Origin of the sequence: Jonesia denitrificans DSM 20603 (genome assembly GCF_000024065.1) — a bacterium.
Lineage (GTDB): Bacteria > Actinomycetota > Actinomycetes > Actinomycetales > Cellulomonadaceae > Jonesia > Jonesia denitrificans.
The window spans coordinates 2,655,303-2,677,892 of record NC_013174.1 but is presented as its reverse complement, the minus strand read 5'-3'; the positions used below and the strand labels follow the sequence as shown (position 1 = coordinate 2,677,892).

The 22,590-nt window shown below is 60.5% G+C and carries 20 protein-coding genes; 10 read left to right on the top strand and 10 right to left on the bottom strand.

Going from position 1 to position 22,590, the window contains the following annotated elements; translation table 11 throughout:
• Nucleotides 1–10: 10 nt before the first annotated feature.
• From JDEN_RS12500 to JDEN_RS13735, 3 genes are read right to left on the bottom strand one after another with little or no spacing between them, the layout of a single operon-like run.
• A complete protein-coding gene (locus tag JDEN_RS12500; protein ID WP_015772734.1) occupies nucleotides 11–3,952 on the bottom strand; it encodes a type VII secretion protein EccC in 3,942 nt (1,313 codons plus the stop codon).
• The gene (locus tag JDEN_RS12495; RefSeq protein WP_015772733.1) at nucleotides 3,949–5,268 is read right to left on the bottom strand and encodes a ubiquitin family protein; all 1,320 of its coding nucleotides are present in this window, start codon (nucleotides 5,266–5,268) and stop codon (nucleotides 3,949–3,951) included. The genes JDEN_RS12500 and JDEN_RS12495 overlap by 4 nt, the downstream gene beginning before the upstream one ends.
• A 1-nt stretch (nucleotide 5,269) precedes the next feature.
• The gene (locus JDEN_RS13735; protein ID WP_015772732.1) at nucleotides 5,270–5,500 is read right to left on the bottom strand and encodes a hypothetical protein; all 231 of its coding nucleotides are present in this window, start codon (nucleotides 5,498–5,500) and stop codon (nucleotides 5,270–5,272) included.
• Between the two features lie 183 nt (nucleotides 5,501–5,683).
• Here JDEN_RS13735 and JDEN_RS12485 point away from each other — a divergent pair, with 183 nt between their 5' ends.
• Together JDEN_RS12485 and JDEN_RS12480 are read left to right on the top strand one after the other, a co-directional pair.
• Nucleotides 5,684–6,019 (top strand): WXG100 family type VII secretion target, encoded by a 336-nt coding sequence (locus tag JDEN_RS12485; RefSeq protein ID WP_015772731.1) that lies wholly within the window; start codon nucleotides 5,684–5,686, stop codon nucleotides 6,017–6,019.
• A 60-nt stretch (nucleotides 6,020–6,079) separates the two neighbouring features.
• Nucleotides 6,080–6,394, top strand: a complete 315-nt coding sequence (locus tag JDEN_RS12480) for a pore-forming ESAT-6 family protein (protein WP_015772730.1) — start codon at nucleotides 6,080–6,082, stop codon at nucleotides 6,392–6,394.
• Nucleotides 6,395–6,590: 196 nt separating this feature from the next.
• Here the strand turns inward: JDEN_RS12480 and JDEN_RS12475 are convergent, their stop codons facing one another.
• Complete coding sequence (locus tag JDEN_RS12475; protein WP_015772729.1) at nucleotides 6,591–7,979, bottom strand: protoporphyrinogen/coproporphyrinogen oxidase; 1,389 nt, start codon at nucleotides 7,977–7,979, stop codon at nucleotides 6,591–6,593.
• Nucleotides 7,976–9,037: a uroporphyrinogen decarboxylase gene (gene hemE / locus JDEN_RS12470; RefSeq protein WP_015772728.1), complete on the bottom strand. Its 1,062-nt coding sequence runs from the start codon at nucleotides 9,035–9,037 to the stop codon at nucleotides 7,976–7,978. The genes JDEN_RS12475 and hemE overlap by 4 nt, the downstream gene beginning before the upstream one ends.
• Nucleotides 9,038–9,100: 63 nt before the next feature.
• Here hemE and JDEN_RS12465 point away from each other — a divergent pair, with 63 nt between their 5' ends.
• From JDEN_RS12465 to JDEN_RS12440, 6 genes are all read left to right on the top strand, one after another.
• On the top strand, nucleotides 9,101–10,510 hold the full coding sequence (locus JDEN_RS12465) for a glutamyl-tRNA reductase (RefSeq protein WP_049754491.1): 1,410 nt from the start codon (nucleotides 9,101–9,103) through the stop codon (nucleotides 10,508–10,510).
• Between the two features lie 35 nt (nucleotides 10,511–10,545).
• A complete protein-coding gene (locus JDEN_RS12460) occupies nucleotides 10,546–11,379 on the top strand; it encodes a YwiC-like family protein (RefSeq protein ID WP_143713304.1) in 834 nt (277 codons plus the stop codon).
• A gap of 108 nt (nucleotides 11,380–11,487) precedes the next feature.
• The gene (locus tag JDEN_RS12455; protein WP_015772725.1) at nucleotides 11,488–12,129 is read left to right on the top strand and encodes a hypothetical protein; all 642 of its coding nucleotides are present in this window, start codon (nucleotides 11,488–11,490) and stop codon (nucleotides 12,127–12,129) included.
• The gene (locus JDEN_RS12450; protein WP_015772724.1) at nucleotides 12,129–12,374 is read left to right on the top strand and encodes a helix-turn-helix domain-containing protein; all 246 of its coding nucleotides are present in this window, start codon (nucleotides 12,129–12,131) and stop codon (nucleotides 12,372–12,374) included. The genes JDEN_RS12455 and JDEN_RS12450 overlap by 1 nt, the downstream gene beginning before the upstream one ends.
• Before the next feature lie 68 nt (nucleotides 12,375–12,442).
• Entirely contained in the window at nucleotides 12,443–13,468 is a 1,026-nt protein-coding gene (locus JDEN_RS12445; protein WP_015772723.1) for a LacI family DNA-binding transcriptional regulator, read from the top strand.
• Nucleotides 13,469–13,600: 132 nt separating this feature from the next.
• Nucleotides 13,601–15,823: an alpha-galactosidase gene (locus JDEN_RS12440; protein WP_015772722.1), complete on the top strand. Its 2,223-nt coding sequence runs from the start codon at nucleotides 13,601–13,603 to the stop codon at nucleotides 15,821–15,823.
• Here JDEN_RS12440 and JDEN_RS12435 read toward each other — a convergent pair.
• From JDEN_RS12435 to JDEN_RS12420, 4 genes are all read right to left on the bottom strand, one after another.
• A complete protein-coding gene (locus JDEN_RS12435; RefSeq protein ID WP_015772721.1) occupies nucleotides 15,795–16,289 on the bottom strand; it encodes a glutathione peroxidase in 495 nt (164 codons plus the stop codon). The genes JDEN_RS12440 and JDEN_RS12435 overlap by 29 nt on opposite strands.
• A 32-nt stretch (nucleotides 16,290–16,321) precedes the next feature.
• Entirely contained in the window at nucleotides 16,322–16,891 is a 570-nt protein-coding gene (locus tag JDEN_RS12430) for a hypothetical protein (protein ID WP_015772720.1), read from the bottom strand.
• Nucleotides 16,881–18,335, bottom strand: coding sequence for an adenylosuccinate lyase (gene purB / locus JDEN_RS12425; protein WP_015772719.1), 1,455 nt, complete (start codon nucleotides 18,333–18,335; stop codon nucleotides 16,881–16,883). Before purB ends, JDEN_RS12430 begins: the two co-directional genes overlap by 11 nt.
• 147 nt (nucleotides 18,336–18,482) lie before the next feature.
• A complete protein-coding gene (locus JDEN_RS12420) occupies nucleotides 18,483–18,758 on the bottom strand; it encodes a hypothetical protein (protein ID WP_041287944.1) in 276 nt (91 codons plus the stop codon).
• Here JDEN_RS12420 and JDEN_RS12415 point away from each other — a divergent pair.
• Together JDEN_RS12415 and JDEN_RS12410 are read left to right on the top strand one after the other, a co-directional pair.
• Entirely contained in the window at nucleotides 18,757–20,031 is a 1,275-nt protein-coding gene (locus tag JDEN_RS12415; RefSeq protein WP_015772717.1) for an alpha/beta hydrolase family protein, read from the top strand. The genes JDEN_RS12420 and JDEN_RS12415 overlap by 2 nt on opposite strands.
• A gap of 20 nt (nucleotides 20,032–20,051) precedes the next feature.
• Complete coding sequence (locus JDEN_RS12410) at nucleotides 20,052–21,002, top strand: alpha/beta fold hydrolase (protein ID WP_143713303.1); 951 nt, start codon at nucleotides 20,052–20,054, stop codon at nucleotides 21,000–21,002.
• Here JDEN_RS12410 and JDEN_RS14225 read toward each other — a convergent pair.
• Nucleotides 20,992–22,551, bottom strand: coding sequence for a methyl-accepting chemotaxis protein (locus JDEN_RS14225; protein WP_015772715.1), 1,560 nt, complete (start codon nucleotides 22,549–22,551; stop codon nucleotides 20,992–20,994). The two genes, JDEN_RS12410 and JDEN_RS14225, sit on opposite strands and share 11 nt — an antisense overlap.
• Between the last annotated feature and the right edge of the window lie 39 nt (nucleotides 22,552–22,590).

The window sequence follows — 22,590 nt, the reverse complement described above, 5'->3', positions numbered from 1 at the left end:
GGCCATTGTGTCATTGTTCGCGTGGGCTGTGGTGGGTTGGTGTCGCGATGTGCACAACATGTGCACTGTCTCCGCGCCGGATGATGGTGGCTCGTCCAGGGGGTTGTGCGCTGGCGTACACGCCGGGCCACAGGGGGCCTTCGCTGCGGTCACCGGACATGATGATTCCGCTTGCTCCGTTGTCTTTCAGTGTGTGGAGGACAGGGTCGTAGAGGGCGCGGGCGGCACCAGCGACGGGTCGTGCTACCAGGATGTGGAGGTTAATGTCGCGTGCGGCAGGCAGGAATGGGACGAGGGGGGTGAGGGGGTTGTGGCCTGTGGCGGTGACAATGTCGAGGTCGTCAACAACGACCATGATCGCTAAGTCTCGGGATCGTTCGCCGTTGATTCGTCCCTGGAGTTCGTCTGTCAACGATGCGACGAGTTGCTGGGCAGCGGCCGTTGAGGTGGCGTGGGCGCCGATGAAGTCGTTCGAGCACACCCCTGCCAGGGTGGATCGTGGGTCAATGAGCGCAAATACAACGGATTCTGGGGTGTTGTGTGCGACGAGGTGTGTGATGACGTGGCGTAAGAGTGTTGTTTTCCCGCAGCCAGCGTCGCCCACAACGATGAGGTGTGGGTCAGTGGTGGCCAGGTCAAGCACATGAGTGGTCATGGTGTCTTGGTGCAGCCCCAACGCGACACGGGTAGGGCTTGGCGTGATGGGTGGGAGTTGGTCGGCGGTGATGAGTGAGGGAAGGACCCGGATGGGGTCGGCTTGTTCCTCACCCCACATCGACGTCACCTGCCGCGCGTAAGCGGCAACCGCATCGCCTAGGGGAGTGTCACCGGGGTCGGTGGGAATGGGGAGTGCCACCTGCGCGAACGTTGCCGCGTCGGTGAGGGCGCGCCCTGGAGGGGCGGACCGCATCGTTTCAGCGCGTTTGCGAGCGATGCTGGACTCAGCTGGGTCGTTGAGGCGTAACTCAACTCGCGTTCCGATCAGTGGTTGCACACTCATGGGGATCTCATTCCACCGAGTCACTGTCATGATGACGTGGACTCCCACAGAACTTCCCCGCGTCAGTAGGTCAGTCAGTGGTGCGGCAAGATCCTCATAGTCTGAGCGCACCGCACCGTACCCGTCGACCACCACAACAATGTCTGCTGATTTTTCTCCGGGCAGTTCGCCGCGGGTGTGGCGGGCCCGGAAATCCGTGAGCGAGTCGATATGCTGCTGGGCCATGAGTTGTTCGCGCCGGGTGATGAGCCGAGCAAGTTCCTGAACCGTGCGGTGCTGTAATTCACGCATTGTTCGGGTGGCGATCGCCCCCACATGCGGGAACCCTGCTAAGCACGCGAGACCCGAGCCGGTGAGGTCCAGCCCATACACAGCAATGTCTGTGGGCGCATATGTTGTTGCGATTGCCGCAACAATGGTGCGTAGCGTTGTGGTGCGTCCTGATTGGGGTGAACCAATGATTGCGACATGTCCGCCCGCCTGAGCGAGATTTAACACCCATGGACCTTGTTCTTGGGTTGCGGGCCGATCCTCCACGCCAATGGCAACGCATCGAGAATCAGAGCGTACTGGGGTCTGGGTAGGAGTGAGTAAAACACGTGCTGTTAACGGTGGCAACCACACCGGTGGTGTGGCGGGCACAACCGACAAGGACGCCACCATCGCGTCAATCAGCCGGGGTTGTGACTGCGGTGACGGGGCGACCAGGGAGGGGATTAGCCCACTAAGGTCACGTGACGCACCGTGGTGTGACAACGTATTGGTGAAAGGGAGTGCCATCACCGGCCACGGCAGCACGTCCTGGGCGATGTCATCACTGTCAGATTCCACCTCATCAGGAACGGGACCTGACACGTATGCGGCAGTGAACCGGGCGTACATGGTGGTGTCTACTTTGAGATACCCGTGCCCGGGCTGTTGAGGCAAATGGTAGGCGTCAGGGGAGTCCACAATCATCACAGACTCCTGCTCTGAGAACGTCCGCAACCCAATGCGATACGACAGGTATGTGTCTAACCCCCGCAACCGACCGGTATCCACCCGCTGCGAGGCCAACAACAAATGAATCCCCAACGCCCGACCAATACGTCCAATTTTCATGAGCGTGGTCATAAACTCTGGTTCAGCCGTCAACAACTCTGAAAACTCGTCAATGACGACAAACACGTGCGGCATCTGCGGGATCCCACTGCTTTCACCCGCCGCCACACGGGCCGCCCGGTACGCGGTGATATCAGAGAACGGGCCATGCTGTTTGAGTAACTGCTGGCGGCGCACAATCTCTCCTTCAAGAGACGCCTGTGCCCGCTCAATGAGGAACGGGTCATCGGCGAGATTGTCGATCACCCCAGCCACATGAGGCAACGAACTCAACGGCGTGAACGCCGCCCCACCCTTGTAGTCCACCAAAATCATCGACAACTCAGAGGGGTCGTGGGTGGCCGCAAGATTGAGCACTAACGTTCGCAACAACTCCGATTTCCCCGACCCGGTCGCCCCAACACACAACCCATGCGGTCCCATCCCACCCTGGGCTGACTCACGGAGGTTCACTGAGAGCACAGCCCCCTGCGGCGTCCACCCCATCGGAGCGCACAAAAAATCCTCAGCGCGACGACGGCCCCACAACGCAGGACTCACATCCCCCACACGTGTCACCCCCAAGGTCGACAACGCCGTGTGGACACCATCACGACCACCAGAGGTAGGTGCCCCATCATCCACTGCACCACCATGCGCAGCAACACCCCCAGCAACCGCAGCAAACACCTCCACACTCATCAGGTCAGGGCTCAACACCGCCTCCACACCCTGTGCGCCGGACACCAACGACGCCGACAACGACTCATCCACCACCACACGCACCGACGTGTCCGAACGCTCCGCAACCCGATCCGACACCACCGTCACCACCCGCACACCCAACTGCGCCAACGACCCCACACCCGCCGGAAGGGGACACTCACCCACCTCACCCGCGCTCGCATCAACACACACAATCAACGGAACCTCATGGGCGCCACGAATACCCCCTGTGCGCCCACCCGACAACACCGACGTCGCCCGAGCGGCAAACTCAGACTCCAACAGCGCAGCCAACCCCGCCATATCGTGAGCGATCCATCGTTCCCGCAGCGGGCCATCCCACCCCGGACCGGTGCAATGCGGCAACACTTGTATGCCCTCCCACTCGGCATACCGGGCAGGGGGAATCACCGCCGCGACCCGCACATCGGCAGGAGAATGCCACGTCACCACCTGCGCAAGCAGTGCGCGAACCACCCCATGCGCCACCCCCGGCGCACCCACAACAGATACCGACATCGCAGAAGCCAACGGGACCCACACTGGCATACCTGCAACCACCGAATACGCGTCGGAGACCACCCGGGCGGCGTTGTCCATCATGGGGTCACGTTGCACCAAAGGATCCGACACGGCAGGAACGACCACTTCCTGCCACCGCACCACACCCGCCCCGACCCGGGCATCCAAAAAATCTGCGTCACCAGGACGCCGCTCCCACACCCGCTCCACATGGCGAACCATCACCCCCAACTGCTCCGGGCCAGGGTGCACCGCCACTGCCGCAGCACGAGCCTTGTCATGCCCGGCACGACACTGCTGCCGCAACTCCTCCAAATACTCCGCAAAGCGCTCACGCTCCCGGTGCCGAGCCCGCCGCGCACCCGCCCGCTGAGTCAACGCCATTCCCACCGCAGACACCAACGCCACCATCAAAATGACGGCCCCCAACAACACCATGAGCGGGTTAGCACGCAACACAACAATCATCGTGATCGACGACAACGACCCCACCACAGGAAGAAGCGTCTGCAGCGGAATTCCCCCGGCAGGCGCGTCCCCCAACGCAGGTGGAGCAGCCATCACCAGCGGTTCAGGGCGCACCAACGGTGGAACAACACGGGCAGGACGAGACGACACACTCATGCTGCAAACACTCCCATCACCACGAGATACAACCCCCACACACCAAGAGCAAGAGGAAACAACGCCACCAACGCCACCGACTCCACTGCATCTCCCACCCGCCGTGCCACCACGCGCGCATGGGGTGCCGGATTGGCCACTGCCACCGCTATCACCGCCGCCAACGCCACCACAGCGACACCTACCACGACTCCCAAAGACCACGGTGCGGCCACCACAGCACCAACCCCCGCGACAACCAACGCAACCCACAACGCCGTCACACACACAACCGACCCCACATGCCGTGCCCGCAACGCCACCGCCACCACTGTGACCCCAGCTAACGCCCACGCCCACGTGTTATCAGACGCACTCATCACCCACACCGACCACGCCACAGCGGCGCCCACCGGCGCGACCATCCACGCCATATGCCACCAGGCATCGTCAAGGGCAGCAAGAACCTCACCACGATCAGGGTGATCACCACCCATCACCGCATCATCCAGTGCGGTCACACCGCCAGCAGCCAGAGCCACCGTCGGGGCGACCCCCAACGCCACCACACATGCCACCGCGCAGGCGGCTGCCACCCCCACTACTGGCAGCCCCGCCACACTCAACGCACCAACCAGCACCGCCCACAACCCCCCAACGCCCATGCCAGACAAAGGTGCGGTGGACTGAGAACGCAACGACACCAACCCGCCATGCGCCACAACAGCAACCGCTAGCCCCAACCCCACACCCGCAGCAACACCCCACCCTGCGGCCACCGCACCACAAGCACCCACGACACCAGCCCACCCTGCACCCACCACGCCCAGCAACGGACGTAACCGTGCCGCCGAGGGAAGCGCATCGGCCAACACAGACGCACCAACAGCTGCTGCGAGCGCACCTGCCGTAATCATCACCGCAGGCCACACGGTCCCCGCGCTCATCAGTGGCCACCCCACCGCAACGATGATGGCCGCGCATGCAAGCGATGCTGCGACGCTGGTGTGCTCGGCTCGCCACAGGTGTTCTGACTCATCAGCTGCCTCCGCGACAACATCAGTGACGTCCACGACAACGGGAGGAACCGGAGCTTGGGTGGGCGACACGAGTCGTACCGTTGCACCATCAGGGACACCTGATTGCCCGCAGGGCACACCAAGTGGAACCAATTCACCTAGTTGAGTTGCCAACACGCAACCTTGACCTGGTGGAATGTGTTCACTCAGACAGTCGACAATATCTGGCAAGAGCACAGCGAACGGTTCACTTGCGGGCACAACCACCGTGGCACGACGGGTGGAGCCAATGACGGTGATGCGCAGGGAAGATGTCACTTTAGGCCCCCCCGAACAGCGATGCGCCACCCGCCGTGAGGTTGCGAGCGTAGGACACCCCAATTGTGATCGCCAACGCCACCGCACCGACCACAAGGGAGACCAGCACACGGTGGACAACCGGCACGACCTGGCGTCGAGCCCCGAGCGCACCATGGAGGAAGGCGGACCGTAGGCGCTGCCGATGTAACCGGACGGCATCGAGTAATGCCTGGTCTGTGTGGCGTGACATGACAACTCCTTGAGGTGGGGAAACGTCCTCACTGTAGGGGGGTGATGTCACACGGAATGGGTTTTCCACAGGGGTGAGGTGCGCTATGCACAGGGGGTAAGTCCCCATCGAAACGTGTTGTGGACGGTTCGTAAGGTCAACCACACACGTTCGTTAACCTGCTCATCCCTTGAAGGAGCCGCCATGAAGTTCGCTATGGGCACTCACGTTCTCACTCAACTCACCCAAAAAACCAGTCACTCCAGTGACGAACTGGGTGCGTTGGTTCGTCAGCTTGCTGCGGCGGCTGCACCGTTAGAAGGCCGGTTCAATGGTGCTGCACGTGTGGCATTTGATGAGTTTGCCCACAACGTTGATGCGATTTCGGCTGAACTGAATGCAGCGCTCAATGATGTGCTCGCGGGTATTCAAGGCATGGACCGTTCGTTCCTCGAGGGGGAGCAAACCATGGCGGACAGTACCCGCGCGACGCAATCGTCCGTGTCTTTTGATGCTGCCCGGTTTCGTTCGACCCGCTAGCTGAGGGCCCCGTCGGGCGCCACGACATCTACTGATACCCACCCACATGAAGGAGACAACATGTCAGGAAACACCATTGATCGCCGCGATTACGACATTGCCGCATCAACGAACGCGCAAGACAACTTCCATGCGGTCGCTGCGCGTCTTGACACGCTCATTGACCAGCGCACAGCTGATGTTCGTGCCGCGATGGCTGATTATCAGGCTGATGGGGTGTCTGAGGATTATGCGGTGAAAGAGCAGCGTTGGTCGGCTGCGGCCACCGGTGTGAAGGAGATTATTTCGACGTTGCGCACGGCGATGGCGGCCAATGATGAAACAGCGCAGGCAACGTTGACCCGGGCGCGGGCGGCAGTGTCAGCAATGGGTTGAGGCGGTGAGGGGGAATCGACACAATATTTATTGTGATATTGACCTGACGCCTAGTCAGAAAATGTGGAAATGCTGGCCAGAATACCGGACAATAATCGGCGGAAAAGCGCTACACATAGTCACCAAGAAAAAGGGCGTCACATCCAGGTGACAAAACACAGAAAAATGCGCCCATTCCCGTTAGTGAGGTGATATCTCAGTTCACAATACGCTCAGCAACCCCCTGGGCATGAGGAATCGTCGCTGCTAGCCCAGTGCCAGCCACCCACGAGCCGGCAATGTGAAGACCCGAATCTGTGGTTGCTGCCACCGCAGCGGAGGCCACCGCACGCATCGTGGGAGTCACCGGGGCCAAGGCGTCCGGCCACCGCACCACGGCGCTGGCCGCAACGGCGCAGTCACTGACCCCATACAGTGCAGGAACTTCAGTGGCAGCGTGTGCCACAATGGCGGCGTCATCGGTGGGTAGGTGATCGCCATGCCGCCCAAAACTCAACCGAATGACATGATGATCGGGACCAAAAGCGCTGATGACAGCCTCATCAACCCACCCCCACTTTGCATTAGCATGCGTGGAAGCTTTCGCTTGGAACCCAGCGTCCGGTGACACAAGCACACCAGTTCCACGAGGGTAGGAACCCAGCTGCTTGGAGTGCACAACCACAGTGGCCAGCGCAATGTCGGTGCCACGGGCCACCTGGTTTAGCTGATCACCAGCGTCATAGATTCCCGTGTCAGCGAGCAACGCCAGTGCCGGTCGAGCAGGCAACGCAATGATGATGTGGTCGCTGACGCTCACGTCCTGGCCTGACGTCCCCTGCACCACCCAGCGCCCATCGCGCTGTGTCAACGCGGTCACCGCTTCATCGAGGAGAACAGTTCCACCAGCAGCAGAAATACTCTGATAAAGAGTGGAGGGCAGAGTGTGCAACCCACCGACGATCCCACTGACAGCGCGCCCAGCAGGAGCCGCCGCACGAATGCGTTTCACCACCCCAGTCAGGGTGCCCTCATCGGCAAAGTACTCCCGAAATTTTGGGTGAATCGCGGAGACATCCAACAGGGTCGGTGACGTGGAATGCACACCTCCCACAATTGCAGACACAAGCCGGTCAGCAACCTTGTTGCCCATCCGAGAACGAACAAAAGCATCCAGGTTCGAGGTGTCACCCACCCGCGGCGGAAGGATCCGGTCCACCCAGGCGCGAACCGATCCAACCCACCCCAGGGCCGCGCGGGCATCGGCGGCAAACGGGTCGACGGGGATACCCAACACCCCAGCTGAGGGCAGCGGAAACGCTGACGAACGATCCGGAACACACCACCCAGCCCGATCCTCAGGGCTTGTCACCTGCAAACCGAGAGACGTCACCAGAGCAGAGACCGCAGGAGCTCGGGTAGCAAAAGATTCAGCCCCCGCATCGAGAAGAAGGTCACCATGAGGTCCGCTCATCTGCAACGGCGCAAGAAATCCACCCACCTGGGATGACGCATCGACAAGTGTGACCTTGTTGCCGCGAACCGCAAGGTGATGTGCAGCGGTGAGACCAGCAATTCCAGCGCCAATGATCGTTACGGAGGTCACAGTGAATGCACCAGTTCCACGATGCGGGTCAGGACGGTGGGGTCGGTTGTTGGTGGAACCCCGTGACCAAGGTTCACCACGTGGCCAGGTGCGGCCCGCCCTGATTCCACCACGGCGCGCACGTGGTCTTCGAGCACCGGCCATGGTGCACCAAGGTAGGCCGGGTCGATGTTTCCTTGTAGGGGAGTGGTGCCACCGAGGATCGCGTTGGCTTCACTGAGTGGCGTGCGGTAATCCACCCCAATGACTGTTGCCCCGACCTCCCGCATGTCGGTCAGCAGGTGCCCGGTGTGGGTGCCAAAGTGGATCCGAGGAACGTCCAGGTCGCTGATGTGGGCGAACACGCGTGCCGATGCGGGTGCCACGTGTGCCACGTACAAGTCACGGCTCAGCGAACCAGCCCACGAGTCAAAGAGCTGTGCGGCGCTTGCCCCCGACAGTATTTGGGTGCGCAGGAACTGACCGGTCACGCGGGCACACCAGGTCATGAGCCTGGCCCACAGATCGGGTTGCCCCACCATCATGTGCCGGGCGGCGAGGTGATCACGTGACGGGCGTCCTTCCACCATGTAGGCAGCCAAGGTGAACGGTGCACCAGCAAAACCGATCAGGGGGCGTGAACCGAGTTCAGCGGTGATGAGGGTGATGGCTTCACGGATGGGGGCGAGGGCGTCCTCGGTGAGGGTGAGTGACTCGAGCGCGTCCAGGTCTGCTTGTGTGCGGATGGGGCTTCCCAGGACTGGCCCAACCCCGGAAACAATGTCGACATCAACCCCGGCAAGACGCAACGGAATGACAATGTCAGAGAAGAAGATCGCTGCGTCTACGTTGTGGCGGCGAACGGGTTGCATGGTGATCTCTGCGGCGAGATCGGGGCGAAGGCATGACTCGAGCATGCCAATTCCCCGTCGGGCCGCAATATATTCCGGTAATGACCGTCCGGCTTGTCGCATGAACCACACCGGAATGTGGTCGTGAGGTAAACCACGAAATGCGCGTACGAGAGAACTCGAATCGGTACCAGCAGAAATGAGAGGATGGGTTTTAGGCAGAGTCACACTACCGATTCTGCCCCCTCGCACAATAAATGGTTAAATCGAATCGCTGTGGTTTTCGTATCTATGACTGCGAGCCACCATGAGCTGGACCTCGAAGCCCTCGAACAACTCTCGCAGGGGGCACGTTCTGCGTCGAGGAACATCATGGCGGCCTGCCCCGGAGTGACCGGTTCCGTTGTTGTTGCAACGTGCAACCGGTTCGAGGTGTACCTGGACACCAACGACCAAGTGCTTGCGTCCACGTCACGTGAGGACATTCGGGTCGATGGTGGGTTGAGTCATGCCGTGACTGAAACGATCAGGTTGATTGCTCGGGAGTCGGGAGTGGCTCCGGAGCGTGCCCAGCAGGCGTTTACAGTACGGTCGGGTGCTGAGGTTGTGTCCCATTTGTTTGATGTGGCTGCTGGGCTTGATTCCATGGTTGTTGGGGAACGTGAAATTGCGGGTCAGGTCCGGCGAGCGTTAGACACTGCCCATAGTGAGCGGACAACAAGCCCACGGTTGGAGCGGTTGTTTCAGCGTGCGTTACACACCTCGAAAGCGGTGGCGAACCAGACACAGTTGTCTGCGCAGGGCCGTTCGATTGTGTCGGTTGCGCTGGATTTGGCGGAACCATCGGTGCCGCACTGGCCGCAGACTGCGGCTCTTGTTGTGGGCACTGGGGCGTATGCGGGGGCTACAGTCGCAGCGTTGCGGTCACGGGGGGTCACTGACATTAGTGTGTTTTCGCCCTCGGGGCGTGCGGAGGTGTTTGCGCAGTCTCATCCTGTGACGCCGGTCCATGATCTGCTGGATGCAGTCAGTAACAGTGACATTGTGTTGTGTTGTTCGGGGATTGGGCCGCGTCGTGCCGCGGTGGTTGACGTACGTGGTGAGGGTCAGCCCACTCCAGCTGTGGAGTATGTGTTGGAGCAGGCAGCTGTGGCAGCAGCGCGTGAAGATGTTGCGGGTTTGGCGGGCGACGCTGAGGGTGATGAGTTCCCGCTGGTGATTGTGGATTTGGCGTTACACCGGGATGTGGACCCGCAGGTGGCGGATTTAGATGCGGTGGTCCTCATGGATTTGGGGACGATTCGCGCGAACGCGCCTGAGGTGGCGGACACGTCGGTTCGTGCTGCTCGGTCACTGATTGGTATGGCAACGGATGAGTTTGTGCAGGCGGAGCGGGTGCGCCGAGCTGATTCGGTCATTGTTGATGTGGTGAACAGGGTTGAGGCTGCTCGTGCTGCCCGTATTTCTTGGGAGTTGGCTCAGGCGGCTGACGGGGCCGGTGGGCACGGTGATGAGCGTACTCACGACTGGGTTGTGCGCAAGGTGCATGCCCGGGCGGGCGAGTTGTTGCATCGGCTTATTTCCGATGTGCGTGCCCGGTTGAATGCTGGTGTTGCGTTACCGGATTTGCTTGATGATGCAGCGGTGAGCCGAGATATTACTGAGGTGTTGGGTGTTCCAGTGGACCACCCCAACTCCTGAAGTGACTCTGATGGCACTCGTGTCAGAATAGAGGTGTGTCCCACAACTCAGCCGCACCAGTGAGCGGTTCCCGGTCCCCGTCCTTGCGGCAGCGTCACCCAGGGAGCCGTCGCCGCCGCGCTCGCGGTTGGGTCCCTGATCAGCATGGTGCGTGGGCGATGTTGACGGTTCCGCTGCTGGTTGGTGTGGTGGTTGGGGGTCCTGCGTGGGTTCATGTCCCGTTAGCGGTTGCCTGGTATGTTGCGTACTTTGCTTTTTTTGCTGCGGGTTTGTGGTTGCGGTCTGGACGGAAAGCCCGGTATTTTCCTCCGGTTCGTGTTTATGCGCTGGTGGCGGTTGTTCCTGGACTGGTGGTGTGTGTGGTGCGTCCGGAGGTGTTGTGGTGGGCGCTGGTGTTTGGCCCGCTTGTTGTGGGTAGTGCTGTGTGTTCGCATTACCGCGCGGATCGTTCGTTGCTCAATGATGTGCTGACGGTTGTGGCGGCGACGTTGATGTTGCCGGTGGCGTGGTCGTTGGGGAGTACTCCTGGTCATGAGGTGGCGATGTGGCAGTCCACGGCGATGGTGGGGGCTTATTTTGTGGGCACTGTGCTGTATGTGAAAACGATGATCCGTGAGCGAGGGTCGCGTATGTACTACGTGGCGTCTGTTGTGTATCACCTGATGCTCGTTGTGGTGCCTTTTGTGTGGGCGCAGTCTGAGCGGGGGTTAGTGCATGAGGGTGGAGCTGCGATTTTTGCTGCGTTTTTCACGTTACTTGCTGCCCGGGCGGTCATCATGCCGCAGGTGGGGGGCACTCCGCGGCAGGTGGGGATGGGGGAGATCGGTGCGTCGTTGGTGTTGGTTGTTCTTTTGCTTGGTGCGTGGTGAGGCTGGGGGCAACCTTGCGTGGCATAACGAATAACGTTATTATCGAATAACGATAATAACGTTGGTCGATGTGTTTGATCGCGTCACCATGTTCCCAAAGGACCACTCATGTCTGACACTCCTCGCACCTCCAAGGGCTCTGTCCGCCACGCACTTGGCCTTGACCGCGGCGATCGAGCAGCCGCATGGCTCATCGTTGCGCTCTTAGCTGCCGCAATCGTTGGCTCGGCAGTTTTTGCGGTCACGCGCATTGTCACGATTGCCCAGGGTGTCGATGTGCCTGTCACCCTGGATATCGCTCCCATCAGCGCTGACGTTCCGATCGCAGGTGACGGAACAACAATCCCAGCCGACGTCCACAGCGTCGAAGTCACCGTCCCTGAACTCACCAGCAGTGCTCAAGCGGCGCTGACCACTCAAACAGCGCTGCTCACCGCAGTCAATATCATCTTGCTGGGATGCATGGGACTGTTCACAATCACTATTATTCGAGGACACGCATTTGCGAAGGGAAACGTTGCCATCATGTGGAGTGCAGCATCAACATTGATTGCCGGCTGGGTTGTCGGACTCGTGACAGACAACTGGGTGGCAGCATCTGTCTTAGAAGCTCTGGGAATCAGTGACCCCGCCAGCATCACCGTGACCTTCCAATTCGTCCCCCTCCTTGCAGCAATCATTATCTCGTTTGTTGCAGCAGCCATGAGCTACGGGCGTCGGATCGAAAAAGACGTCGACGGGCTTGTGTAATGGGGCAGGCCCATCCAGAAGAGCCTCATCTCATTGACTGCCACCTTGATGATCTCCTTGCAGCACGGAACATGACACTCACTCACCTGGCAGAACTCGTTGGAGTGTCCGTTGTCAACCTTTCTGTGCTGAAAAACAACCGTGCGAAAGCAATCCGCTTCTCCACTCTCACCGCGATTTGCGCCGCCCTTCACTGTGATGTCGGCGATATTCTCACAGTACGTAGTGCTACGCACGAGCAATAACACCACCACCACGCGCCGCACCTCGCCCGGCACTCAACCAGGTGCGGCCGGTCCCCCGAAAGGTCACTGTGCGAACGCATCGACAATCAGGTCCCACTCTTGCGGACGTCGCTCGGCGGGCGGGAGTATCAACCCCAACAGTGTCTCGTGTTCTTGGTGGGAAGGTTCCGGTGAGTGCGGCGAAACGGGACGCGGTGAACGCGGCGATCGCGGAGTTGGGATACCGACCGGACCCGGCGGCGCGAGCCTTGGCGCGCGGTCAGCGGACCATGGTAGGGGTGATTGCCCACAACACCACCCGGTTTGGATACGCAGCCACGCTGGAGGGGATCCAGCGCGCCGCCGCTGAGCGGGGGTTGTCAGTAGCGATTGCTGTGGTGGAGTCTGACTCGGATGCGGATATTGACCGGGCGGTGGATGTGCTCTTGGCGCAGCCTGTCCTTGGTGTGGTGGCGATCGTTTTTGATTCGATGAGCCGCCGTGCTGTGGAGCGGCTACCGCACCATGTGCTCAGGGTTGCTGCTGGTGGGGCAGTCGACGGTGTGGCGTCAGTGCTGTTCGATGACGATGCAGTGGGTGCGTTGGCCACCCAGTTCCTCCTTGACGCAGGCCACGAAACTGTCTACCACCTGGCGATGCCCCACGATCCGGCCTCTGGTGGGCGTCACGCAGGGTGGAGGGCAGCACTGGAACGGGCAGAGGTGTCGGTGCCACCGCTGGTGACCTGTACGTATGATCCGCAGTCCGCGTATGAGGCGGCAGGTGGGTTGGTGTCGGGTGTGCGCAGTGGTGAGGTGACTGCGGTGTTGTGTGGCAATGATGTGCTGGCGTTGGGGGTGTATGCACGGTTTGCTGATGAGGGGGTGCGTATCCCTGAGGATGTCAGTGTGGTGGGGTGTGATGATGAGCAGTTTGCTGTGATGCTTCGTCCGTCGTTGACTACTGTCCGCCAAGATTTCCGGGCGATGGGCGCCCGGGCGGTGGAGTTGCTGACCGATGTGCTGCCCTCAGTGGGCGGCACGGGTGCACGTGTCGCTGATGTGGAGTTCTGCGATGCTGTGCTTGTGCAGCGCGGGTCACACCGGGTGGTGTAGGCAGCCGGAGGTGTAGGGCGCAGCTGAGCATGAGGGGAATGACATCCCTGAAAGCGCTTGTCAGAACTTTTGATATGCGCTTTCATAGAGGGAGAGATCAGCCCTTCACCACGACAACTATGGGAGCGCGTCATGCCCGAGACCTCACAACCCAACTGCCACGCCATGACGTGCGACCACGCACCAACACAACCCGTCCACCTGCGAGCAGGCGGTGTGTCACTTGTCCTTGACTCACCCAACGCGCACCTTCCCCGCATCCTGTACTGGGGTGAAGAACTCACCGGAATCACCGACACGTCGCTCGCTGCCCTCGCCACCATGACAACCCCCTCCGCCACCGGAGGCACCATTGACACCCCAGCGATCACATCGATCATCACCGAACCCTCTTCCGGATGGCCGGGCACCCCGGGCCTGACCGGATCACGCAACGGGCAAGCCTGGACAACCGCATTTCGAGTCACCGGGTATGACCTTGCCACCACAGACGCCGGTGATCTCACTACCCGCTGGTACGCAACCGACACCGATGCCGCCCTCACCATCACACTCACCATCACGCTGCTGGTCACGGGTATTGTCCGGGCGCACGCAGCAGTCACCAACGCCGGCGACACCCCCTACCAAGTTGATCACCTGGGTGTAGCCTTCCCGTTCCCAGCCGAGGCGACAGAGGCGCTCGACTTTACTGGACGGTGGGCGAGGGAACGCGCCCCACAACGCCGCCCCCTCACCGTGGGAACACACCTGCGGGAAGCCGTGCGCGGCAAACCCGGCCACGATGCCCCCTACCTCACCGTCGTTGGGGAACCCCACTTTGGGTTCCGGCACGGTGAGGTGCGCGCGTTCCACCTTGCCTGGAGCGGGAACCAACGCATCGCGATCGACACAACATTTTCTGGTGAGCAGGTTGTTCGCGCCGGTGAATACTTGCACCCCGGAGAAATTCAATTAGCACCAGGCGACACCTACACAGGCCCTGCGGTGATGGCTGTGTGGTCCGGGACCGGGTTGGACGGAGTGACCCAACGCTTCCACCAGCAGATGCGCGCCCGCAGCCGGTACCCTGCCTCCCCCCGACCCGTGACCATCAATGTGTGGGAAGCAGTGTACTTTGACCATGATGCGGCACGGTTGCGCGACCTTGCGGAGCGCGCTGCCGCACTGGGGGTGGAACGGTACGTCCTTGATGACGGCTGGTTTGGGTCACGCCGAGATGACACCTCAGGGTTGGGTGACTGGCAGATTTCCCACGAGGTGTGGCCCGGTGACACCTTGCCGCAACTAGCGCAGTACGTCCACGATCTGGGGATGCAGTTCGGGATTTGGTTCGAACCGGAAATGATCAACCCCGATTCGGAGGTGGCCCGCCGCCACCCCGAGTGGGTTCTCGCGCCAACTGGTCGTCTTCCGCGTGAAGCCCGCCACCAGCAAGTCATGGACTTAACTAACCCCGAAGCGTTCGCCTACGTGCGCGACGCCATGGTCGAGGTGATCCGTCGGTGCAACGCCGATTATGTGAAGTGGGATCACAACCGTGACCTGCTGGAATCAGGGTCACAACTGACTGGTCGGGCTGCTGTTCATGAGCAAACCTTGGCGGCCTACCGGCTCTTGGATGAGTTGCGCACACAGTTCCCCCACCTGGAAATCGAATCCTGTTCTGGCGGTGGGGCGCGCATCGACTGGGAGATTTTGCAACGCACCGACCGAGTATGGGCGTCGGACTGTATTGATGCGCACGAACGTCAGATGATCCAACGGTGGACGTCCGTGGTCGTCCCCCCAGAGATGATGGGCTCCCATGTGGGAGATGGGCGGGCACACACCACCGGGCGGATGCACGACATTGACTACCGTGCGGGCACAGCACTGTTTGGACATTTTGGGATTGAATGGGACTTGGCTCGTGCCACGGACCGTGACCTCGACTCGCTTCGTGCCTGGATTGCACGGTACAAGGAACTTCGCGGTTTGTTGCATTCAGGTGTGACCGTGCGGTCAGACATGGACGGTGCCGCTCACGGCACCAGTGCGTGTCACGTTCACGGGGTGGTCGCCACAGACGGTACTGATGCGGTATTCGCGTTGGTATCGACAGACCGCCCCTCATCGTGGCCGGTGCGGCGGGTGGTGCTGCCTGGGCTTGATCAGCAACGCACCTACACTCTCGACGTCCTGTTCGCCCCGACGGAAATCAACGAACAATCACACCGGCAACCTGGCTGGTGGGGGCAGCGTCTGACCGTGCAGGGGGCAGTGTTGTCTCGGGTCGGGTTGGCGCTGCCAGACCTGAACCCAGACACCCTGATGTTGGTGCGGGTCACTGCTGTGGAAGGTGACGCTCAATGACTGATGTGATGACACGGTCTGTGGGTTGCACAGTGGGGCGGAACCGGTAACTCTCACCGGTGGGTGCGATGAGGAACTTCTCAAAGTTCCACTTCACGCGCCCAGCCTTCCCATTGTCGTCTTTGATGGTTGTGAGCAGTTCGTAGAGAGGGTGTTGGCTGCGCCCATTAACCCGCAATCGTGCAGTCATGGGGAAAGTCACACCCCAATTCTCGGCGCAGTAGTCAACGATCTTTTCCTCCGAGGACAACTCTTGGAGGAACTGGTTTGAGGGACACCCAAGAACAGTGAACCCTTTGGGGCCGTAGTATTCCTGGAGCTCTTCAAGCTGCGCATACTGTGGGGAAAGGCCACAACGCGAGGCGACATTGACGATGAGCCGAACCTGACCGCCCCACTGTCCCAGGGTCGTGGCGGTGCCATCAATCATGGTAATAGCCGTGTTATTCAGTGCGGTGAGATCCATGGGAGCCGTTCAATGCGTAGGGGGGCGGAGAATTATTCGCCGATTGTTGAGTTGTTGACATCTTCTTTCGTGCGCAAAATCTCTAACTCAATAATCTCACCCGTTGTCGAGTTAAGCACCGCGTAGACCGGAAGTTGCTCTTCCGTGACAATGTTGTTGGCAAGCCAAGTCGTGGTCACAGACAGGTGCGCGGACACCAACGTGGTGTCGTCGCTGGAACGGGCTGCCGCATCGACAAGCGAGAAACGTGTATTGACCGTATCGGGGACCGCGGACTCGTCTTCAGCATCCCGGCGGGATGCTGCGAACACTTCCGCCGCAAGCGCCGTTGTCACATGGTCTTTGGCGTCAGCACTCAAGGGTGCCGCTGAATTGTCCACAACCTGTTGTGCCACATCAAGGTTGCCCAACACCGCAGAGCGGTACGCTTCTTCCAAGGTCGGCCCTAACGCCTGACGGTAGGTGGCAACAACGGGGCTGTCCGTCGGTAAGGAGCTGGTCCCCTCCATGTGAGGGAAACCCACATCAGATTGGGCGCAACCCGTCACGAGGAGCACCGCCGCAACAACACTGACCAGGGTCCGGCGGATGTTACGGCTCAAGGTAGGTCTCCACGAGTTCCTGCGCCAACCCGACGTAAGTGGCGGGGGTGAGAGCCGCGAGCCGTTCAGTGTCTTGTGGGGGCAGGCCAAGCCCGCGCACAAACGCAATGAGGTCAGCTGAGCCGATGCGCTGCCCGCGGGTGAGTTCTTTGAGGCGTTCATAGGGGTTATCCATGCCGTCAACTCCAGCCACAGCAGCCGCACGCATCACTGACTGGATGGGTTCGCCGAGCACCTCCCAGTTCGCGTCAAGGTCACCGCGCAGGACTGACTCAGCCACAGCAAGCCGATCCAAGCCACGAGCGACGTTGTCAATGGCCAGCAAGGAGTGGCCGAAGGCGCTCCCAATGTTGCGTTGGGAGGAGGAATCCGTAAGGTCGCGTTGCATACGAGAAGTAACCAGCGTGGAGGCCAACACATCGAGGAGGGCGCAGGAGATTTCCAGGTTCGCTTCAGCGTTTTCGAACCTGATCGGATTGACTTTGTGCGGCATGGTGGAGGACCCAGTCGCACCAGGAACGGGAATCTGTGTGAAGAACCCCAACGAAATATAGGTCCACACATCGGTGGCCAAGTTGTGCAGGATGCGGTTGTAGCGTGCCACATCGGAGTACAACTCGGCTTGCCAATCGTGCGACTCAATTTGGGTGGTGAGCGGGTTCCAGGTCAATCCGAGGTGTTCCACAAACTGGCGGGACACCTGCGGCCATTCCACGTCAGGCAGGGCCACACTGTGCGCCCCGAATGTGCCGGTCGCTCCGTTCAGTTTGCCCAGGTATTCGTCGTGTTCAATGCGGGTAATTTGGCGGCGCAACCGGTGGGCAAGCACGGCAAGTTCTTTGCCGAGCGTGGTAGGGGTGGCTGGTTGCCCGTGGGTGCGTGACAGCATGGGCACACTTTTGTGTTCGTGGGCCATCGCGGCAACTTGGTCAGCAAGTGCGCGTGCTGCTGGGAGCCACACCTGAGTGACAGCACCTTTGACCATGAGGGCATAGGAAAGGTTGTTGATGTCCTCTGAGGTGCACGCGAAGTGGACCAGTTCACTGACGGCTGGCAGAGAGGTGTTAGCCCCGAGGTGAGTAGGGGCGTCTGCGATACGCCGTTTGATGTAATACTCCACAGCTTTGACGTCGTGGACTGTTTCACGTTCGATGCTGGCAAGCTCGGTGATGCCGTCGGCGTCAAAACTGGTGACGATGGCGCGTAGATAGTCTTTCTCAGCATCGGTGAGGGTGGGAGCTCCGGGCACGATGGGACCAGTGGGGGTGCCGTTGGTCAGGGTGATGAGCCACTCAACTTCAACGTGGAGGCGCTCGCGGTTGAGTGCGGCTTCGGAGAGGTGGTCAACCAGAGGGGCAATTGCACCCCGGTAGCGACCGTCAAGTGCGCCGAGCGCGATGGCAGGGGAGATGTCAGCAAAAGAAACCCGAGAAGCGTTGACCATGGCTCCTATTGTTTCACGGGTTGGCGCGGGTGTGGTGGCTGGTCCGTGTGCTGGTGAGTTGTCACCAGCACGCAGGGTGAGGCGAGTCCACCGGTGGCTGGTGGCGGGTGGGTGCCATGCCTGACGATGCGCGTGAGGCGTGATCCACTAGGTGGCGCTGATGTTGGTGGTGGGGAAGGGGAGTGTGGTGGGTGACGAGAACGCGTGGGTGCAGGGCACTTTTCGCGAGGTGGTGGCAGAGTTGGGGGCCGCCGTTGCGGCCTTGGATGCCGCGGACCATGCGCACTGGGTGTCCACGAATGCGGAACTGTTCCGGGAACGGGTGAGCGAGTTGCGGGGGAGGATCAGTGAGGTGACAAAGATCTGTGACACGAGGATCGCCCCACACGTTGCGACCTTGCCTCGGCTGTGAGGTGATGTCATGACTGCTCCTCCACCTATTGCCATCTATGGTGGTCCTGCTGGTGTGGCTGCCAACGAGCAGGATTTGGCAATGGCTCACACCGTCATGACCACCGTGAGGGCGCACCTTGACCGTGCTATCACGCTGCTCAACAACGTGTTGACCAGTGTTGATGGCCTCTATTATGCAGCGCAGTATCACCGGATGACGTTCCCTGAAGACCCCACCACACGGTCGCTCCTGACCGATCAAGTGATGGCCACCTACCCGAGCATTCTTGAAGACGTCACCACGCAGCGCCACCACCTGACCGAGTGCGCTCATGACACTGATGGGCTTGCCCACGCCGTGTTTGTGGCCTCGCTTGAGTACACGCGAGCGCATCGTCTGTCGCTGGGTTTCACCCAATCCACCACCGTGCACATTCTTGTTGAACCACCAGAAGCACACTGGTACTCATTGGCGGCGATCCCCGCTGGGGCTGCCACTTCTCTTGCTTTCGGTGTGCCTCATCGTGCTGATCAAGCCGTGACCTTGCGTAGCAGGCTCAACACCACGCCTTTGCTCGACGCCCCTGTGGTCACTCATGCAGGAGATGTCGCTCGCCTCGCTTCGGATATTGACGCAGCCAGCACAGTTCTGGTGACACAGGAGTACCTCACGGCCAACGGTGACACTGTCACAGTGGTGTTCATTCCCGGTACTCAGGCGGGTATGGACCAGTTTTACGACCCCACTGAGCCGCGCAATCATGCCTCCAATGTCATGCTCATGGGCACGAACCCCCACGCACCGGCCCGTGTCTTGTTCACTGAAGCGCTTGCTTCTGTGACTGAGCCAGGTGATCGGGTGATCCTTGCAGGGCACTCCCAAGGCGGCATTCTCGCTCATCAGGCTCTCCACGATGAGGCGTTGCGTTCGCGGATTGAGGTGCGTGGCGTGGTGACTTATGGTGCCCCGGTCGGAGGGTTTCGTGGGGATGATGATGTGCCCACAATCCACTACGAGAACGTGGATGACGTGGTCCCTCTCCTTGATGCGTCACTGCCACCCGATGGGGTGAACCGGGTGACAGTGCGAGGGCACACGCCGGAATTGGATGGGTCCGCGCATTCGATGCCTGGGTACGCCCAGATTGCTGATGCGGCGTTGACCTCGGGTGATCCGTCCCACGCTGGTGTTCATGGGGCGATTTTTGCCCCGTTGGCGGGGGCGACGTTGCTGCGGTCAACTGCTGTGACCTGGAAGAGCAATGAGGACAAAAGTCCTGGGACACAGGTGCGATCGAAGTGAAACGCACGTACCATGTGCCTATGGTGCAGATCACACAGCATGAGGTTCCGCGCGGTATGTTCCCCGACATGACCGGGGTTGAGCACTGGATGCTCGACCTGCCCACCACACGGTTACATGTGGCATTTGCAGGTGACCCGCACGCACAGCCGCTCATCTTGCTGCATGGGTTCCCACAAAACTGGTGGGAATGGCGTGAAGTCATCGCCCCCTTGGCGCAACACTACTGGGTGATTGTTCCTGACCTTCGTGGAGCCGGGTGGAGCGATGCGCCCCGTCAGGGCTACAGCGCCGAACACCATGCCCGTGACATCATCGCCCTCATGGATGTTATGTCTATCAAACGCGCCGCATTGGTAACCCACGACTACGGTGCGTTGATCGGATACCACCTCACTGACACCCGAGCACCCCGCTTCACCCACCACATTGCGATGTCTGCACCACCACCGGCACTGACCACCCACTCGCGGTGGCTCGGTGAAACGTGGCGGTCGTGGTACCAAATCATCATGTGGCTACCCGGGCTAGGGCCAGCACTGCTGTCCGGTGGCAAACAACGGTTCGCCACCCACCTCCTTGAGGCCTACAGCGCCTACCCCGAAGTGTGGTCTGCCACAGACCGCGCCATGTTCCTCACTCCGTTGAAACGCGCCGCGAACGCACGGGCCATGAGCAAGGTACACCGGCACCTCATCCACCCCGAAACCCGCAGGCGGATGCGCAACGCCCGCACCGACCAACGCGTGAGCGTCCCCACCACACTTCTTGTCGGTGAACTCGACCCGCTGGTTGGTGCCATGGTGCGCCACGGGTACACCGAAGGCCGCGACCCCAATGTGAGCGTCAAAGTGGTTCCCGATGCGTCACACTACGTTGTCGATGACCAGTCCGTGTCCGTGGCCACGATCATCACCACCACCCTGTCCACCGCGCAGGAGCGCACACCAGACCTCGCAACTACTCAATAATCGCCTTTGTCACCGCCACCTGTTCAGTCAAGACAGACCCAATAACGTTTTGGGTTTCGTTGATCTGCTCAACAACCTCACGAATCCCGGCAAGAGACTTCACAGTCGCCTCGATCTGGCGTTGAATCGCGGAGATTTTCTGCTCCACCTCCGCAGTTGCGCGCTCGGTTTCGTTCGCGAGCTCCTTGACCTCACTGGCAACAACCGCGAAGCCGCGACCTGCCTGCCCTGCGCGTGCCGCCTCGATAGTGGCGTTCAGGGCCAACAGGTTTGTTTGCCCGGCAATAGACTGGATCGTTTTCACGACCTGCCCAATCTCACGGGACGACTCACCCAACCCGGCCACATCCTGATCCGCGTGCACCACCAACTCTTGACCTTGCGAGGCCACATCAGTTGCAGAGATGACGTTACGTTCCACTTCCTCAATGGACGTCAACAGTTCCCTACCCGCAGTTTCCAACTTCTCCGAGGCGGTAAACCGCTCTAACGCCTGCCCAATGAGGTACGCCGTGTTTTGCAACGCAGCCCGCCGGTTGTCCGACAGGTCAATGAACTCATTGACGAAAAAGTCCATGGTTCCCACAAACTGGCCAGCCACCTTGATAGGAAGACACACCCCCGATTTCACCCCGGCACGCCGCGCCGCCGGGGCACGCACGCAATCGTGCACCTCCGCCAAATCAGGAACAAACACTAACTGCATCGACTCCCAGGTACGTCCCGAGAGACCCACACCACGCGCAAACGTTGCCTCACGGGTCACTTGACGGAACTCAGGACCTGCATCCCCGGACTCAATATCAAACGTGAGGACCTGATTGTCCTTGTCCAACTCCCAAAACGAGCCGTATGCCCACCCAAAACCTTGCCGCACTTCATGCAACGCCACCGAAATCGCGTCATGCGCACTCGTTGCCGTCGTAATCGCACGCATCACCGCAGATGTCGCCTCAGTGTTCTGCAACGTTTCACGTTGCACATCGTCAACCCGGAACCTCGCCACCGCATGCGACAACAACAACGCGACCGCTCGAACCGCTTCCCGGCGGTTCGCCGTCAATTCCACCGTGTCCCGCACAAGAAACTCCACCACCCCAGCAACCGTGCCCTCATCAACCACCGGGACCGCCACGACAGAGACAAAACCGACCCGCTCCGCCGCTGCATCACGCTCACTGGTGTGACCAGCAGCCAACGCGGCAACAACCACGTCCCCCGACTTCCACGCGCGCCCCGCCACACCCTCACCAGGAAGCAACACGGCACCCTCCGAAGCGGCCCGAAAATCACCAGGAACCGATCCGGCTTGCGCCACCACACGCATCGCTGATCCCTCATAATCAGCTGCCCAATAAAAGCCACACGACCAATCAAACCGAGCGCACAACACTGACATCGCATCAGAGGCCCCGCCCGTCAACGTGCGCGCATCATCAAGCACTGACACCACCTCAGTGACCGCACCCAAATCAGCGTCACAACGAGTGGTTTCCCCAGGAGTGGCTAGGGCAGAAACAGAACCATCAGCAGTCTTACGTCGGAACATTACGGCCATCCTTGGTCATCGGGACACAGGCAGCATCGA

Coding starts and splice junctions, on each gene's coding strand:
- JDEN_RS12500 (WP_015772734.1), bottom strand. CDS start 3,952: ATGAGTGTGTCGTCTCGTCCTGCCCGTGTTGTTCCACCGTTGGTGCGC.
- JDEN_RS13735 (WP_015772732.1), bottom strand. CDS start 5,500: ATGTCACGCCACACAGACCAGGCATTACTCGATGCCGTCCGGTTACAT.
- JDEN_RS12485 (WP_015772731.1), top strand. CDS start 5,684: ATGAAGTTCGCTATGGGCACTCACGTTCTCACTCAACTCACCCAAAAA.
- JDEN_RS12480 (WP_015772730.1), top strand. CDS start 6,080: ATGTCAGGAAACACCATTGATCGCCGCGATTACGACATTGCCGCATCA.
- JDEN_RS12465 (WP_049754491.1), top strand. CDS start 9,101: ATGACTGCGAGCCACCATGAGCTGGACCTCGAAGCCCTCGAACAACTC.
- JDEN_RS12455 (WP_015772725.1), top strand. CDS start 11,488: ATGTCTGACACTCCTCGCACCTCCAAGGGCTCTGTCCGCCACGCACTT.
- JDEN_RS12450 (WP_015772724.1), top strand. CDS start 12,129: ATGGGGCAGGCCCATCCAGAAGAGCCTCATCTCATTGACTGCCACCTT.
- JDEN_RS12440 (WP_015772722.1), top strand. CDS start 13,601: ATGCCCGAGACCTCACAACCCAACTGCCACGCCATGACGTGCGACCAC.
- JDEN_RS12435 (WP_015772721.1), bottom strand. CDS start 16,289: ATGGATCTCACCGCACTGAATAACACGGCTATTACCATGATTGATGGC.
- purB (WP_015772719.1), bottom strand. CDS start 18,335: ATGGTCAACGCTTCTCGGGTTTCTTTTGCTGACATCTCCCCTGCCATC.
- JDEN_RS12415 (WP_015772717.1), top strand. CDS start 18,757: ATGACTGCTCCTCCACCTATTGCCATCTATGGTGGTCCTGCTGGTGTG.
- JDEN_RS12420 (WP_041287944.1), bottom strand. CDS start 18,758: ATGACATCACCTCACAGCCGAGGCAAGGTCGCAACGTGTGGGGCGATC.
- JDEN_RS12410 (WP_143713303.1), top strand. CDS start 20,052: ATGGTGCAGATCACACAGCATGAGGTTCCGCGCGGTATGTTCCCCGAC.
- JDEN_RS14225 (WP_015772715.1), bottom strand. CDS start 22,551: ATGTTCCGACGTAAGACTGCTGATGGTTCTGTTTCTGCCCTAGCCACT.